Genomic DNA, 14,603 nt, shown 5'->3' on the forward strand with positions numbered 1-14,603 from the left:
AGCTCTAAATTACACTGGCATCATATTTGATGTCCAAAATTTTTGTTTCGTTCACTGACGAGGGTCAGTTACTAAAAACTATATTTCATTAACGTTTTGTTGTTCAGTTTTCAAGGTTCATATACAATCGCTCTTTAGCGACTTTACTATTATAACATATATCCTTACATCTAGTCAACAACTTTTTTCAAAGAGTCAACTTTTATATAGTATCATTTCTTCCTAACTGTTGTCAACATCTTTTCAATATGCGTTTTTCAATGTTTTTAGCGACAACTTTTATAGTATAACACTTTATGATTCGCAAATCAATATGTTTTTTACTAATTACATTATCTTCACAACAACTGTGAAAGCGAAATTTATTATATCAGGATATTTTTAAAAATACAACCTTTTTATTAAAAAATGCGAGTTAAAACATTATCTAAATAAAAAACACATACTAAAAGTAATTTTGTCAGCCATACTATTTAATGGATAGTATATCACCTAAGGAGCTAGCATATAAAACTAGAAGGCTGCTCAGAAATTTTCCTTTCTGGGCAGCTCTCCTCAAATTACTATCATTAATCTTTACTAAACCAACTGAACTTCAACCCATTTTCTAACACTATTTATTAACCATATATTTGTGCATATTTTTAAATCACTTTTTGTTAGAGTTCTTTCTTTAATTTTACCTTCCTTAAGTAAGTGCTCTCTGAAGGTCCCTGCAAGTAGACCACATTCAACTGGTGGCGTATATAACACATTGTTTATTTCCAAGACTACATTCCCATTTGTAAATTCCGTTAACTCCTCTTTTTCATTCCAAAGAAGAACATCAAAAACATGGGGGAATTTCCTTTGAAAATTAGAATATACTTCTCTATTTGTTGTTTTGTGATATAAAAATAGATTATTTTTATCTACTGGGTAATCTGCTAATGTGACCACTAGTGGTATATTAGGTTTTGTTATAGGCTGTGCATCAATTATTATCTTACCGTTTCTTTCTAATAGAAAGCGGACCTTGAAATCACTATGTGGATTTTGCTTAGCAAAGCGAATCAAGTTTTCGGTTATTTTATCTTCATCAAATATAAAGTTGAAATACTTTGCTGATTGTAAAAGTCTATCTAGGTGCTTTTCAAGTAGAAAGTATTCTCCGTCACTTAATAAAATACTCTCCAACAATTCAAATTCTGGTCTATCTTCTTCAAGAAAACTTGCTTTTGCTACGATTTCATAAAACTCATCTTCAGCCGTAGAATCCCATGTAATCCCCCCGCCAACTCCATAAGTAGCTTGATTCGTTTCCTGATTGATTATAACCGTTCTAATAGGTACATTAAAAATTGCTTCCTTACTAGGGGTAATATAGCCTATTGCACCACAATATACTTCACGGGGAGTAGTTTCTAAATCATTTATAACTTCCATTGTGCTAATCTTTGGCGCCCCGGTAATTGAACCACAAGGGAATAGTGCCCTAAAAACATCTAATAGGTTAGTATTTTCATTAACTTCTGCAGTAATAGTAGAAGTCATTTGATGAACTGTTGGATATTGCTCAATATCAAATAGCTTTTGCACTTTAACCGTCCCTGGTCTCGCAATAACGCTCAAGTCGTTTCGTAGCAAATCAACAATCATCACATTCTCTGCACGGTTTTTTTCCGAATGGTAAAGCTCATTTGCTTTTTCCTTATCCTCTTTAGCAGTTTTTCCGCGCTTCATTGTTCCCTTCATTGGACGAGTAGTAATTCGGTCTCCTTCCAAGTGGAAAAATAATTCAGGTGAGGCAGATAAAATACGGAAGTCCCCTATATTTAGATAGGCACAATAATTCGAAGATTGGGCTCTCTTTAGTCGCTCAAATAATGCGATGTCATCTCCTTGGAATTTTGAAGCAAGCCGAATCGTATAATTCGTTTGGTATGTAACACCATTTTCAATTAATCCCTTTATAGACTGAATAGCCGAGTTATATTCATCCATAGTAATAGAAGGAGACCACTTCGAGAGATTATAAGAGCCAGAACTATTCAACGACATTTGTTGCGGCTCGGAAAAAATACCAAACCATAGCAATGGCATATTGTAATCCTCTTTTACTTTATAAGCAGAGTCAAATGCTGGTGCGCTCTCGTATGATAAATACCCAGCAGCATAATAGCCTTGTTGAATGGCTTCCTCTATTAATTGAAAGCTTGGCAATATTTCTTCTATTGTATTTGCAATTATTATCTTTAGCGGATTACAAAATGTAAATGGTTTCACTTCACCAGAACTATTTGCAAATTCGAAAGACAAAAAAGGTTGCTCCATTTTGATTCCATCCTCTTATTAATATTAATTTTTAAAGAAGTTTCTTATCATTTGTTGGCCGCTTTCTGTCAAAATGGCCTCAGGGTGAAATTGGACACCTTCCACTTTATATTGTTTATGTCGTATTGCCATGATTTCACCATCTACGCTTTTTGCAGTTATTACTAGGCAGCTAGGTAGCGTTGTCTCATCTACGACCAATGAATGATATCGTGTTACCTGTAACGGTGATGGAATATCGTTAAAAAGATGACTTTGATCATGATTAATAAGTGAGATTTTACCATGCATCGGTTTTGTTGCCTTTTTTACAATTCCCCCAAATGCTTGAGCGATAATTTGGTGACCAAGACAAACCCCTAATATAGGAATTTCACTATAAAATCTTTTCACCACATCCAAACAAACGCCTGCTGAATCGGGATTCCCGGGGCCCGGAGAAATTAAAATAAAATCTGGTTTCATGCTGGAAATGTCTTCTAATGACACTTGGTCATTGCGGATAACAGCAACTTCCTCACCTATATTTTTAATATATTGAACTAAATTAAATGTAAACGAATCGTAGTTATCTATTACTAGTATCAAATTTATAAGGCTCCCTTACTAGGTAAGTAATATCAGCCCTATTATAGAATGACGACTTAAGGATTGGAAGAGAAAACAGATTTGTTATATGTAGTATAAGAAGTACATATTTCAAAAACTTAAAATGTTTTTTGAATACTTATATCAAGCTTGAGAAACGGGTGTCTTAATCACTTAATTGTGATAAAAACGAATTAATGTTTCTCCTACTAACTAAAGACTTTTATTTTTCGAATAATAACTAGAAGATTTGATAATAATATCTTGGCTAATTAATTCTTAAAGTGAGGGTAAAGAACATGAAAATACTCGTTTTACACGGAAGTATGTTTGGTCATACAGAGCTACTGGGAAATGCAATCGCAGAAGGTGCGAAGCTAGTTGAAGGCGTTGAAGTTATATTTAAATCAGTGGATGAAACTGAACCTGATGAGCTAAGGGACGCTATAGGTATTATTTGGGGCTCCTCAGGGATTTTTGGTGAACCTAGTCCAAAGATGGCAACATTTCTTTCTAAACTCGGCCAACTGTGGTTTACAGGCGCTCTTCAAGGAAAAGTTGGCGGCGTATTCGCTACGGCTTCAACACAACATGGTGGGGTAGAAAACGTATGCAAGGCACTTCAAACACCAATGCAGCATCACGGGATGGTTATAGTTTCAAATACTGGTCCAATAAACGCTGATCGTGCCCAATATGGAAATCCTTATGGAGCAACAGCTGTAATACCTGTCGAAACATCAAAAGAAGCTCCTATGAATAAGCCAAATGATTCTGAGATACAGATTGCAAAGGAGTACGGAAAATTAGTTGCAGAAACAGCAAAAAAATTACATTCGTAACTTTAATCAATAATGTAAAATCAACTTCTGGGAGATGTACTCCATATAATGTTTAATAAAAGAGGAAGACACGTCCACAATTTATCTGTACCAAAAGCAAAGCAGCAGGTAAAAAAATCTGATATTAAAGGCTTTTCAAATAAAGAAAGCTATCTTAGAAGTTTGGAATACAAACTTCTAGGATAGCTACTGTATTCTTATCTTTCTCCATCATCTGATTCATTCAGCATAAAGCGGCACTCGCCATTCATTCTCGAGCTTAATTGCTTCAGTTTCTGCAATTAAATGCAACGTCATCTCTTCGGGTATGTCCTGTAATTCATAAGTTATAAGTTGAACTTCTCGTTTAAATCGATTTTGATCATCCGTTTCATCTAAAGTCGAACTACCGCTATTAAATGTAAAGTAACTTTTACCTGATTCATCCTCAATTGCCCATAGCGCTAACTCGGGAGCTTTTTGTTCAGCATAACCCGACATATGCAATTCTACAGTTACTTGCCGTTTAATAGGCAGCCATGATTTTTCTAGCGAAAAATCAGTTTTCCGCTCAACCTCATCAATTGTTAACTCATAACCGTTATATTCAAAAGTATATGGTAGTTCACTAGGTTTAAAAGTAATAGAGAAATCAGAAGTTTTTGTTTTATACACCGTATCTAATACAAAATACAAGTCAGAATGTTCCTTCTCAGGTACGAAAGAATCAACCCATGTTATATGCTCCATATCCTTTACTTCCCCTTCAAACGTACCTATTCCACCAATCATATTTAAGTCAACAGTATGGCCCAGGTCATCTCTGCCATAAATATTGTAATAGCCGAGGACCTCGCCTTTTGAATCTTCAATTCGGTATCCGATAGTTGGATTATATGGGAAAAACGTATTTACAATTTCCTCGCTAAATTTCTTTTCTTTCTCTTCAATAGATTCTTTTAATTTCCGTTTCGCCTCATCAGTCAATTGAGTGCTGTATGAGATATCAGTTGTAGATGTTGCGTAGTTTACTTCATTCAATGTTACTTCGATATCTTCAACTTCAACTGTTTTATCAATTTCAACTGTTTTTTGATGTTTATAAGCTGCTGCTAAATCAACAGGGATTTCGATTTGCCAGTTTCCGCTTTTTCCACCAAGCTCTTTTACGTCCATTCGAATTATTCCTTTTGAAAAATTCTCAACATTAAGTAAAGAAAATTCATATATGCCATAATCATTAGTATTACCCCAACCTCTACTTGAAAGTTCTACTTCTTCATTATTTTCATTTAGTAGAGTTACAACATTTTTCTTGGACTCTTCATCTATATATGGGTTCAATCTTTTTCCTTTGCTATTCGTCACACTATAAGATAATGCAATACGCGAAGTATCCGCAATTAAATGTTCTACATGTAAAGTTATGCCAGCATCCGTTACTGCAATATCTACTGGCGTTGCAATATCCGTATCTATTGCTATTTGCAAACCTTCATCAACATTATCACTTGTAAAAATGCCACCGACCAATTCAGCAAACATCGGATTTACTGATAGCAATATGCCCCCTGCCAATAATACACTTGCAGCTGTACCAAGCCCCCATTTCCAATGTCGTTTGGACTTTTGCTTGTAAGGTACTACCTGCACCACAACATTTTCAGCAAAGTCATCCGGTAATTTAGGAGTTTGTAACGTTTCCTTTAAAAAAAGCTTTTCGCTCTCCATCACTTCAATTTGTTGCTGACAATACGGACATGAGCCAATATGCTGTTTGATTAACTTCGTTTCTTCGTCATCTAAAAAGCCATCAATATATGCTAGCAGTTCATCCTCTTTTGGACAAATCATGGAAATATCCTCCTTCTTGAGCGTGTCTACGCAGCTTTTTCTTCGCACGGTGCAATTTATTTCTAACATCTACTAACGAAATACTTAACGTTTCGCAAATTTCATCGTAACTTAATTCATTTGCATATCGTAAAAGTAAAATAAGACGTTCATCATCTGGCAATTTGGCAACAAGTCTCTCTAGCTCTCTACTTTTTTCCTTTTTTAAGAAGACTATTTCTGGTGTTGCATCATTTATTAAACGAGATTCTTCTGCCCCTTCAAGTTGGATGCTTTTTTTACGAAATTGATCTAAGCAATGATTTATAGCTACTCGATATAACCAGCTTTTAAAGGGGCCCTTTTGATCATATTTATCTAGCTGTTCATATACTTTTATAAAGGCTTCCTGCAATAAGTCTTGTGCAATTTGCGGGTTTTTGACCATCCGTAAAATCGTGGCATACAATGGGTTTTTATATGTATTAATAATGTGTGCATATGCCTGCTTATCCCCCGCTAATACTTGGCGAACGTACTGATTATCTCCTTCCATGTCATCCCTCCTTCTTCACTTAGTAAAACGAGAATCATGTCCAAAAAATTTCACTCCGCAAGTAAATTATTTTCTTTACCATATAAAAATTTTATTCTAATTTTCAACCTCGCTAACTTGTTCATTTAATTAATAAGTTTGAATTTCCAAAATCGAGCTAAAGATTTCTTATCCAACAGAGTAAATCATCATATCTTCCATTATTTTGGAAAAACGTTTTTTATAAAGCTTTCCATACTAATCTACTAATATATATACCTATTCATTGACAAGGTAAAACATGGATACTATACTCCAATAGAGAACTGATTAGTTCAAAATGACCGACGAGTTTTTTAATTGTGGAAGCTTTAAACTTTAAGTTCCTTTTAAAAACTGATTGGTTATTCCCCATCAGTTCCATAACCTAGTAAATAAATACATATCCAAAAGTGAAGAACAGGAGAGAAAAAAGTGAAAAAAAGATGGTCATTGATATCATCAATACTTTGTGCAAGTCTTCTTATTTCAGCATGTTCTGCAGCTGATGCAACACAAGGAAAAGCTGAAAGAGAAGCCGTTAGCGTTGAAGTAGCAACCGCGACAAATCAGTCTCTGGATGCAATTTCTAGTTTATCTGGTACTTTACAACCTTATAATGAAGTAAATTTATCGTTTCAATTATCAGGAGTTATTGAAAACATAGAAGTTGAAATTGGAGATAATATTTCAAAAGGCTCAACTTTAGCAAATCTGATAGACACTGACTACCAATTACAACTTGAGCAGGCTAATAATACAGTTGATCAAGCTTCAGCTTCCGTATCGGCAGCTGAAGCAGCGGTTAAATCATCAAGCGTATCTATAAAATCTGCAGAAGCAAGTCTAGCAGCTGCAAACGCACAAATTAATAGCGCACAAGCAAGTCTAGATGCTGTTCTAGATGGTGCTCGCAAGCAAGAAAGAGCACAGGCCAAACTTGCAGTAGATAATGCCCAAAAAGCTTATGATAATGCAAAAATAAATGCTGAACGAATGAAATCTTTACTAGATCAAGGTCTAGTATCTAAACAAGAGTATGAAAATGCTGACTTAGCATTATCAAATGCAAAAACTACTTTAGAAAATGCAAAAGAATCATATTCATTAATTGAAGAAGGTGCAACAGAAGCACAAATAAAACAATCTGAAGCATCTGTTGAATCGGCAAAAGCTAACAAAACTCAAGCGAGCACAGGAATAAGCCAAGCTGATGCTGCAAAAGAACAAGCAATTGCATCAAAAGAACAAGCTGAGGCTGTTTACAAACAAGCTCTAAATAGCAAAGAAGTAGCCGAACAAACTTTAGCAAAAACAATTTTAGAAGCACCAATGTCAGGTGTCGTCTTAGATAAACTTGTTTCAGATGGAGATTATATCTCTCCCGGTACATCGGTTCTAAAAATCGGTGACACAAGTCAACTAAAAGTACTTCTTCCTGTTCCAGATAGTGAAATTAAGGAATGGAAGGTTGGCGACGAAGTAAACGTCACATTATATGATGAAGTAAAAACAGGTAAGGTAAATATCATTTATCCTCAAACAAATGATGGAACTGGTACAGTTAGTGTCGAAGTTATTATTCCAAATGATGATTCTAAATGGCTGCCAGGTCAAATCGTTAAAGCTAACAGAGTTTCGAATGATAACAAGGGAATTCTTGTGCCGATTGAAGCAGTTATTAGTAATGGTGTGAAACCATATGTCTTTAAAAATGTTGATGGAGTTGCAGTAAAAACCGAGGTCGAAACAGGAGATATGGTAAATAATAAAATCCATATTATAAGCGGTCTAGTTGAAGGAGACGAAGTTGTGGTAAGGGGAGGAACCTTGCTGCTTGATGGTGACCCGTTAAAAGTTAGCGGGGGTAAAGAAGAATGATTGAGTATTTAGTCAAAAAACGAAAAATTACAATTTTATTCTTCATCACATTATGTTTATTTGGGATCATTAGCTTTCTAGGTTTACCAAAACAAGAAATACCTGACCTAGTGATTAGCCAAGCGGTTGTTACAACTTCCTATCCTGGTGCAACACCAGAAACTGTTGAACAAACGGTAACAAGTGAATTAGAACAAAAAATTAAAGAACTTGACGGAGTTGACACAATTACTTCGACGTCCTCTGAAGGATTATCATCCATTGTTGTTACTCTTGAACCTAACGTCGATCCAGAGAAATCATGGACAGATCTTCGTACAAAAGTACAAGATGCACAAGCAGCTCTACCGGCGGGGGCAAATCAACCAATAGTAAATGATGATTTAGTTAGTACTTTTATTAGTTCTTATTCTATAACTGCGGAAAATCCACAACAGCTTAAACAATTAAATCAGTTGTTGGATTCTTGGAAGGACCAGTTGCGTACATTAGAAGGTATCGAGGATGTCTCAATATCTGGGCTGCCTGATCAAGAAATAAGTATTAAATTAGATACACAAAAAATGCAACAGTATAATGTAACATGGGGGCAAATATCCTCTGCCATTAGTTCACAAAACGATTTAACACCAATTGGTGATATTGATTATGATAATCGTAACTATCAGCTTAGAATTCAGGATACTCAAAATTATGAATCACTAAATGATATTGTTATTACAAGAACACAGGATGGCTTCCCAGTCTATTTGGATCAAGTAGCTACAGTTAACCTTACTCATGCTGAAGATACATATTTTTCATACGTTAATGGGAAACCATCTATATCAATGAGCATTAGTGCAAAAACCGGAAGTGATGTACCATCTGTTCATGAAAAAGTTGTAGAACAAATGAAAAAGTTAGAAGAAACTCTTCCGGAAGAGTATCAATTAGATTTACTTTACGCTCAAAATGATACGATTGATGATATGTTCCACAACTTATCAAAAGAATTAATTATTGCTATGGTAGCGGTAATTATTGTTTGTATGATGGGATTAAACTTGATTACATCTGCAATTGTAATGTTGGCCATCCCATTATCAATCGCTATAGGTTTATTGTTCTTACCTGTTTTTGATGTTACATTAAACCAAATGACAGTTATCGGGATTATTATCGTACTCTCCTTACTCGTCGATGATGCAATCGTTGTTAATGAAAATATAGAGCGGCGATTGTCAGTCTTAAAAGAATCACCTTTTGTTGCAGCTGTAATGGGTACAAAAGAAGTTATTATCTCCATTATTACAGCAACATTAGCAACGATTTCAGCCTTTTTACCTCTAATGTTTTTACCGGGAGACATGGGGAAATTTATAAAACCTATCCCGCTTGTAATTACCGTTGCATTACTAGCATCGATGGTTATGTCCTTAACAATCGTACCAATCTTCCGTCATTGGAATGAAGGGCGAAGAAAGAAACAGAAAGAATCTTCAAAGCCTGCAGGATTTTTAGGGAAACAAATAGAAAGCTTAAATCATCTTTACTCAGGTAAGTTGATGAAAAAAGTAGTTGAAATGCCTTTAAAAATTGCGTTAATTGGGTTACTTATTGGTACTGCAGGATATGGATTAGCACCATTTGTTAAAGTTGAATTATTCCCAAAAGCGGAAGATGCACAATTTACTATAGACATTGAAATGCCAACAGGAACTTCACTTCAAGAAACGAATCGTATTGTTAACGAAGTTGCAGAGTGGGCTAAAGAACAACCAGGCGTTGCCAAAGTAACTTCTGCCGCTGGCGGTTCCGCTCCTCAATTATTTAATAGTATGGGAGCAGGTTCAGGTGATAATGTTGGGCAAGTGTCTGTTTTAGGTGAAGATGGTAAGTTTGATATTGAAGCAACAATCTCTGAATGGAACAACCATTTTAAAGAAGCCTATCCAGGGCTTTCTATAATAACGTCATCTATGTCAGCTGGTATTAGTACAGGCTCTCCAATCTCAATTCGTTTAACGGGGCAAGATACAGATACACTTCGTACAATTGCGGAGGAAGTTAAAAATGTCATTGCTGAAACAAACGGTACTATGAATATTACCGATTCAGCAGGGACTTCACGTTATTCACTTGAATTTGAAGTCAATAAAGAAGCAATGGATCAAAACCTTATCACATATTCTAATTTAACAAATACACTTCGACTTATTAGTCAAGGTCTAACCGTAACAAACTTTGATACCGGTAATGAAGTTCTTGATATTAAACTTTATTTAGATAAAACTGAAGAAGATCCAACAGTGTTATTCCAAAAATTGAGCGTGACAAGTACCAATGGCAAACAAATTCCATTGGCACAGCTTGTAACATTAAAACCAACATTCTCAATCCAACAAATTTCACACTATAATTTAGAACGCTCAATAACAGTTGAAGCTGACCTTATGGAAGGTGTTACAGCAACGGAAGCAATGCAGAAAATTTTACCTGAGCTAGAAAGCATGAACCTCCCAGACGGATATAATTGGTCAATTGGTGGAGAAACGGAACAAATGACAGAATCCTTTACAGACTTAGGGAAATTGTTTATCGCTTGTATTATTATGATTATTATTTTAATTACAATCCAGTTCTACTCACTGTCAATTCCTGCAATTATTTTAACTACTGTTTACCTTGCTGCAAGTGGAGGTATTATCGGTATGTTCCTAACTGGTACGGCAATCGGCTTTATGTCAGTTATTGGTATAACTGCATTGGCTGGTATCGTGGTTCGAAATGGTATTGTATTAATTGAGTTTATCGAGGATGCACAAAAAGAAGGTATGGAATTAAAAGAAGCAGTTTTAAAGGCTACAGAAGCCCGCTTCCGACCAATTCTATTAACTGCTGCCGCTGCAGTTTTAGGACTTCTACCTGTTGCATTAATTGGGGATATTTTATTTAGACCTATGGCAATTACCATCGTATCTGGCGTACTATTCTCTACTGTGTTAACATTATTTGTTGTTCCTTCTCTATATATGGTCATAGCGCGTTGGAAAGATAAACGCAAACAAAAAAAACTAGCTAAACAATTACTTTTAGAAAATGAGTAATAAGAAAAGGGAGTGATTCTGGTAATACAGAACACTCCCTTCATCCTATAATGGAGGTAAAGGAATTGCCAAAAAAAGAAACGATTATGCAAGTTGCAAGTAACCTCTTTGCTCAAAAAGGATATGAATATACTTCGGTTGATGAAATTGCAAAAGAATGTGGTATATCTAAGGGCTCTTTCTATAAGTATTTCCCCTCTAAGGAAGACTTATTAATAGAGGTATTCAAAGAAATGCCGTCTGGTTTAAAAATGTTCTTACAGAAAATTCATAGTTCCAACTATGATTCACCTTCTGAAAAGTTATCAGAATTTATTTCTGTTGCTCTTAAGCATATGCTTAATGATAAGAGATTTTATTATTTGGACATTCATACCTTATACCCAACATTAGTGAAAAATAAATTAGAAGATAAAATAGCAGAGGTTTTTTTTGAGATTAATCTCTATTTGAAAGAATTCCTTCTAGATCTTTATGGTAATCATATTAAGGATTATGAAGAGGATTTGATTTTTATATTAAGGGGCATCATTGTTCAATTTGTTCAATTATATAGATTTTCACAGCAAGTGGACTTGCAGAAAAGTGTTACATTTTTTGTAACGGTTTTTGAAATTATTGTCCATGGATTAATTGAGAAAAAGCCAGATCCTTTTATTCATTCTGATTGGGATATAGCTGAAATACTAGACGAATTTAATAGTCCCCTTTATAAAGCATTAAGGATACAACGTATTTTAGAAAAAATAGAGCATGAAATTAAATCCTCCTCAATCAAAACAGATCAAAAAGATCAATATTTAAAAGCAGCTTCCCTGTTAGCAGACGAATGCAGAAGCTATGAACCAAAAGAATTTTTAGTTAATGCACTTATCACATATATAAAAGATTTGCCAAATACTCAAAAGTATTGTGATGAATTATTAGATGAAATAAGCAATTATGTTAATTATAAATTCCCTAATAATTTGGACTTATAAATCAAACGTGACTTAACTAGTTTTAAACGGCTCTATCCTTTATGTAATAGGACAAAGGCCGTTTAAACATTTCTCTTACAAGGTTCTCTAAAAGTATGCCTATGCATTTACATGATTAGAATCAATCACAAGATAATAATGGCATTCCCCCTCTGAAAGATTAATAAATCGATGGGTTACATCCGCTTCAAAATAGATTGAATCCCCTTTCTCTAATACATACGTTTCTGAATCATTTCCTAGTTCAATTTGTAATTTCCCTAGCGCAACATATATATATTCTTTTACACCGCTTTTATGTGCAGGGAAAACTCCCGTTTCTTGCTTAGGTGGGATAATATTTAAAATAAACTCTACTCCTTTAGATGGAAATGAAGGGGATAATAGATGCCTCTCAATCCCAGTAGACTCATCTTTATATACTAGTTGTTGTTCAGAGCGAATAACATACACTTCTTTGCTTTGATGTTCGCCCAACAAGTATGAAATGGTAACATCTAACCCTTCTGCGATCTGAGAAGCCACTTGTATTGAAGGATTCTTTTCACCTCTTTCAATCATTGAAAGCATCGATCTACTAACTCCTGAACGAGATGCTAATTCCTCTAAAGTTAAACCTTGTTTCTTTCTTTCCTTTTTTATATTATTTCCAAATTCCATTTAACACACTCCATTTTTCCACTATAGTAGAAATTCTTCTTGACTTTAAACTTTATTGTTTTTATAGTGGAAAATAATCCAATATAGTAAATTTTTATCTAAATCATATCAAGAAGAGCTGAATGAAACAAGCGTGGAAGGAGGAATCTTGATGTTATTTTTAACTGCTTTATTACCTATTTTAGGGGTTTTCATCTTTTTGTTTTTCTTTAAACAGACTACATTACGTGCGGGGATATTTTCTTATGTATTAACAATTCTGATTACTTTGCTATACCCTGGTTTCCATCTTGCACCTGAACATATAATATTGTCTTCAATTAAAGGAATTCTTATTGCATTCATCGCTGCATATGTTCTTTTTTTCGGTATTTTTCTTTTCCATTTAATGAATAGTATTGGCGGAATTCAATCAATAGCATCTTCTATTTCCCAAGCAACTAATGACCGTATTCTTCAAGTGATGACACTAGTTATTGGTTTATCACCTCTTCTAGAGTCAACGAGCGGCTTTGGTATTGCATTCATGGTAGTTACCCCAATTTTTGTAGCACTAGGATTTGCTCCTAGAAAGGCAATATTATTGGGCCTCATTAGTTTGCTTGCTGTACCTTGGGGAGCATTAGCAACTGGTACTGTTATTGGAGGAGAACTTGTTAGGACGCCGCTGCGAAATTTAGGAGTAGGAACTGCAATTATAAGCATACCTGTTTTTTTATATTTTTTAGTAGTCGCTGTTTTAATTGCTGGAGGAGTAGATGCTTTAAAATCGAAGTGGAAAGAAATAATTTTGCTTTCAGCTATATTCTCAATTGCTATTGTTTTCTTTAATGCCTTTGTAAGTGTGGAATTGGCTGGAGTTCTAAGCTCATTAATTACAACTGGAATAGGTTTTTTACTAATGAAATTAAAAAAGAGCAAATCCATTGATTCATACGACAATACGGTTATTAATATAAGCTTGTGGAAAGCAGTTAGCCCTTATATCATCCTTACAATTTTCATTTTCTTAACACGGTTATTTCCCCCGTTTAGAGAATTTTTATTATCATATGGTGTTATTAGCTTGCCATCACTATCTTTTTCAATGGCATTACTTTATTCACCAGGGTTTTGGCTTTTTGTAACTTGTTTATTAGCTATTTTTATATTTAAAATCCCAAAAAACTTTATTACCCAATCCTTAAAAAAGACCATAATTCATTGGGTTCCTTTTATCATTTCAACTTCTGCATTCATAGGCATTTCCGAAATAATGGCTGAAGCTGGTATGACAACTTTACTGGCAAATGTATCTGCAGCAATATTCGGAACTAGCTTTTTTCTTATTTCACCTTTCATTGGTGCAATCGGAGGTTTTCTTACTGGCAGCAACACGGGTTCAAATGCAATGTTCATTAAATTACAGACACAAACTGCATTACAGGTTGGTGTGTCAGATGAAGTCATTTCATTTGCCCAAAATGCAAGCTCATCTCATGCAACAATGGCGAGTCCTGCTAGAGTAGCATTGGGCACAACATTATGTGGAATCAAATCACAAGAAAATATATTGCTGAAAAAAATCTCTTTAATAGTTCTTGGAGCAATTCTACTAATTATATTTGTCTTAATGTGCTGGATATATTGGATGGGATAATAACCTAAATTCGAGATCTGATTAAGTTGCATTTTCTAATCGTACTTGCCTTCAGCCTTCGTTCATTGGGGGCTTTATTTTCTATAAAGAAAAAACCGCTGAATTCAGCGGTTTCATTTGCGAAGCGACGTCCTACTCTCACAGGGGGAAGCCCCCAACTACCATCGGCGCTAAAGAGCTTAACTTCCGTGTTCGGTATGGGAACGGGTGTGACCTCTTTGCCAT

10 protein-coding genes and 1 rRNA gene are annotated in these 14,603 nt (G+C 34.9%); 5 read left to right on the forward strand and 6 right to left on the reverse strand.

Annotated elements, in window-relative coordinates; translation table 11 throughout:
- Positions 1-579: 579 nt before the first annotated feature.
- Both pabB and EKG35_RS18425 read right to left on the reverse strand, forming a co-directional pair.
- Positions 580-2,313, reverse strand: coding sequence for an aminodeoxychorismate synthase component I (gene pabB, locus EKG35_RS18420; RefSeq protein ID WP_126296005.1), 1,734 nt, complete (start codon positions 2,311-2,313; stop codon positions 580-582).
- A 24-nt stretch (positions 2,314-2,337) separates the two neighbouring features.
- Positions 2,338-2,901, reverse strand: coding sequence for an anthranilate synthase component II (locus EKG35_RS18425; protein WP_126296006.1), 564 nt, complete (start codon positions 2,899-2,901; stop codon positions 2,338-2,340).
- A 299-nt stretch (positions 2,902-3,200) separates the two neighbouring features.
- Here EKG35_RS18425 and EKG35_RS18430 point away from each other — a divergent pair, with 299 nt between their 5' ends.
- Positions 3,201-3,743 carry an NAD(P)H-dependent oxidoreductase gene (locus tag EKG35_RS18430; protein WP_126296007.1) on the forward strand — a complete coding sequence of 181 codons (543 nt, stop codon included), beginning with the start codon at positions 3,201-3,203 and terminating at the stop codon, positions 3,741-3,743.
- Between the two features lie 219 nt (positions 3,744-3,962).
- Here the strand turns inward: EKG35_RS18430 and EKG35_RS18435 are convergent, their stop codons facing one another.
- The gene (locus EKG35_RS18435) at positions 3,963-5,576 is read right to left on the reverse strand and encodes a DUF4179 domain-containing protein (RefSeq protein WP_185807819.1); all 1,614 of its coding nucleotides are present in this window, start codon (positions 5,574-5,576) and stop codon (positions 3,963-3,965) included.
- Entirely contained in the window at positions 5,554-6,111 is a 558-nt protein-coding gene (locus EKG35_RS18440) for an RNA polymerase sigma factor (protein ID WP_126296009.1), read from the reverse strand. Before EKG35_RS18440 ends, EKG35_RS18435 begins: the two co-directional genes overlap by 23 nt.
- Positions 6,112-6,564: 453 nt before the next feature.
- Between EKG35_RS18440 and EKG35_RS18445 the strand changes: the two genes are divergently transcribed.
- From EKG35_RS18445 to EKG35_RS18455, 3 genes are all read left to right on the forward strand, one after another.
- The gene (locus tag EKG35_RS18445) at positions 6,565-8,010 is read left to right on the forward strand and encodes an efflux RND transporter periplasmic adaptor subunit (RefSeq protein ID WP_126296010.1); all 1,446 of its coding nucleotides are present in this window, start codon (positions 6,565-6,567) and stop codon (positions 8,008-8,010) included.
- The gene (locus EKG35_RS18450) at positions 8,007-11,099 is read left to right on the forward strand and encodes an efflux RND transporter permease subunit (RefSeq protein ID WP_126296011.1); all 3,093 of its coding nucleotides are present in this window, start codon (positions 8,007-8,009) and stop codon (positions 11,097-11,099) included. The genes EKG35_RS18445 and EKG35_RS18450 overlap by 4 nt, the downstream gene beginning before the upstream one ends.
- Positions 11,100-11,164: 65 nt before the next feature.
- Entirely contained in the window at positions 11,165-12,079 is a 915-nt protein-coding gene (locus tag EKG35_RS18455; RefSeq protein WP_185807820.1) for a TetR/AcrR family transcriptional regulator, read from the forward strand.
- A 99-nt stretch (positions 12,080-12,178) separates the two neighbouring features.
- On the opposite strand, the gene EKG35_RS18460 is transcribed toward EKG35_RS18455, so the two are convergent.
- Complete coding sequence (locus EKG35_RS18460) at positions 12,179-12,739, reverse strand: helix-turn-helix domain-containing protein (protein WP_126296013.1); 561 nt, start codon at positions 12,737-12,739, stop codon at positions 12,179-12,181.
- A 151-nt stretch (positions 12,740-12,890) separates the two neighbouring features.
- On the opposite strand from EKG35_RS18460, the gene EKG35_RS18465 reads away from it, so the two are divergent.
- A complete protein-coding gene (locus EKG35_RS18465) occupies positions 12,891-14,378 on the forward strand; it encodes an L-lactate permease (RefSeq protein WP_126296014.1) in 1,488 nt (495 codons plus the stop codon).
- Positions 14,379-14,497: 119 nt separating this feature from the next.
- Here the strand turns inward: EKG35_RS18465 and rrf are convergent.
- Positions 14,498-14,603 (reverse strand): 5S ribosomal RNA (gene rrf / locus EKG35_RS18470); the annotation flags it as partial.

Origin of the sequence: Lysinibacillus telephonicus (assembly GCF_003966145.1) — a bacterium.
Lineage (GTDB): Bacteria > Bacillota > Bacilli > Bacillales_A > Planococcaceae > Ureibacillus > Ureibacillus telephonicus.

What these genes read in the sequence shown, in the direction of transcription:
- pabB (WP_126296005.1), bottom strand. Translation starts at nt 2,313, where the DNA reads ATGGAGCAACCTTTTTTGTCTTTCGAATTTGCAAATAGTTCTGGTGAA.
- EKG35_RS18430 (WP_126296007.1), top strand. Translation starts at nt 3,201, where the DNA reads ATGAAAATACTCGTTTTACACGGAAGTATGTTTGGTCATACAGAGCTA.
- EKG35_RS18435 (WP_185807819.1), bottom strand. Translation starts at nt 5,576, where the DNA reads ATGATTTGTCCAAAAGAGGATGAACTGCTAGCATATATTGATGGCTTT.
- EKG35_RS18440 (WP_126296009.1), bottom strand. Translation starts at nt 6,111, where the DNA reads ATGGAAGGAGATAATCAGTACGTTCGCCAAGTATTAGCGGGGGATAAG.
- EKG35_RS18450 (WP_126296011.1), top strand. Translation starts at nt 8,007, where the DNA reads ATGATTGAGTATTTAGTCAAAAAACGAAAAATTACAATTTTATTCTTC.
- EKG35_RS18460 (WP_126296013.1), bottom strand. Translation starts at nt 12,739, where the DNA reads ATGGAATTTGGAAATAATATAAAAAAGGAAAGAAAGAAACAAGGTTTA.
- EKG35_RS18465 (WP_126296014.1), top strand. Translation starts at nt 12,891, where the DNA reads ATGTTATTTTTAACTGCTTTATTACCTATTTTAGGGGTTTTCATCTTT.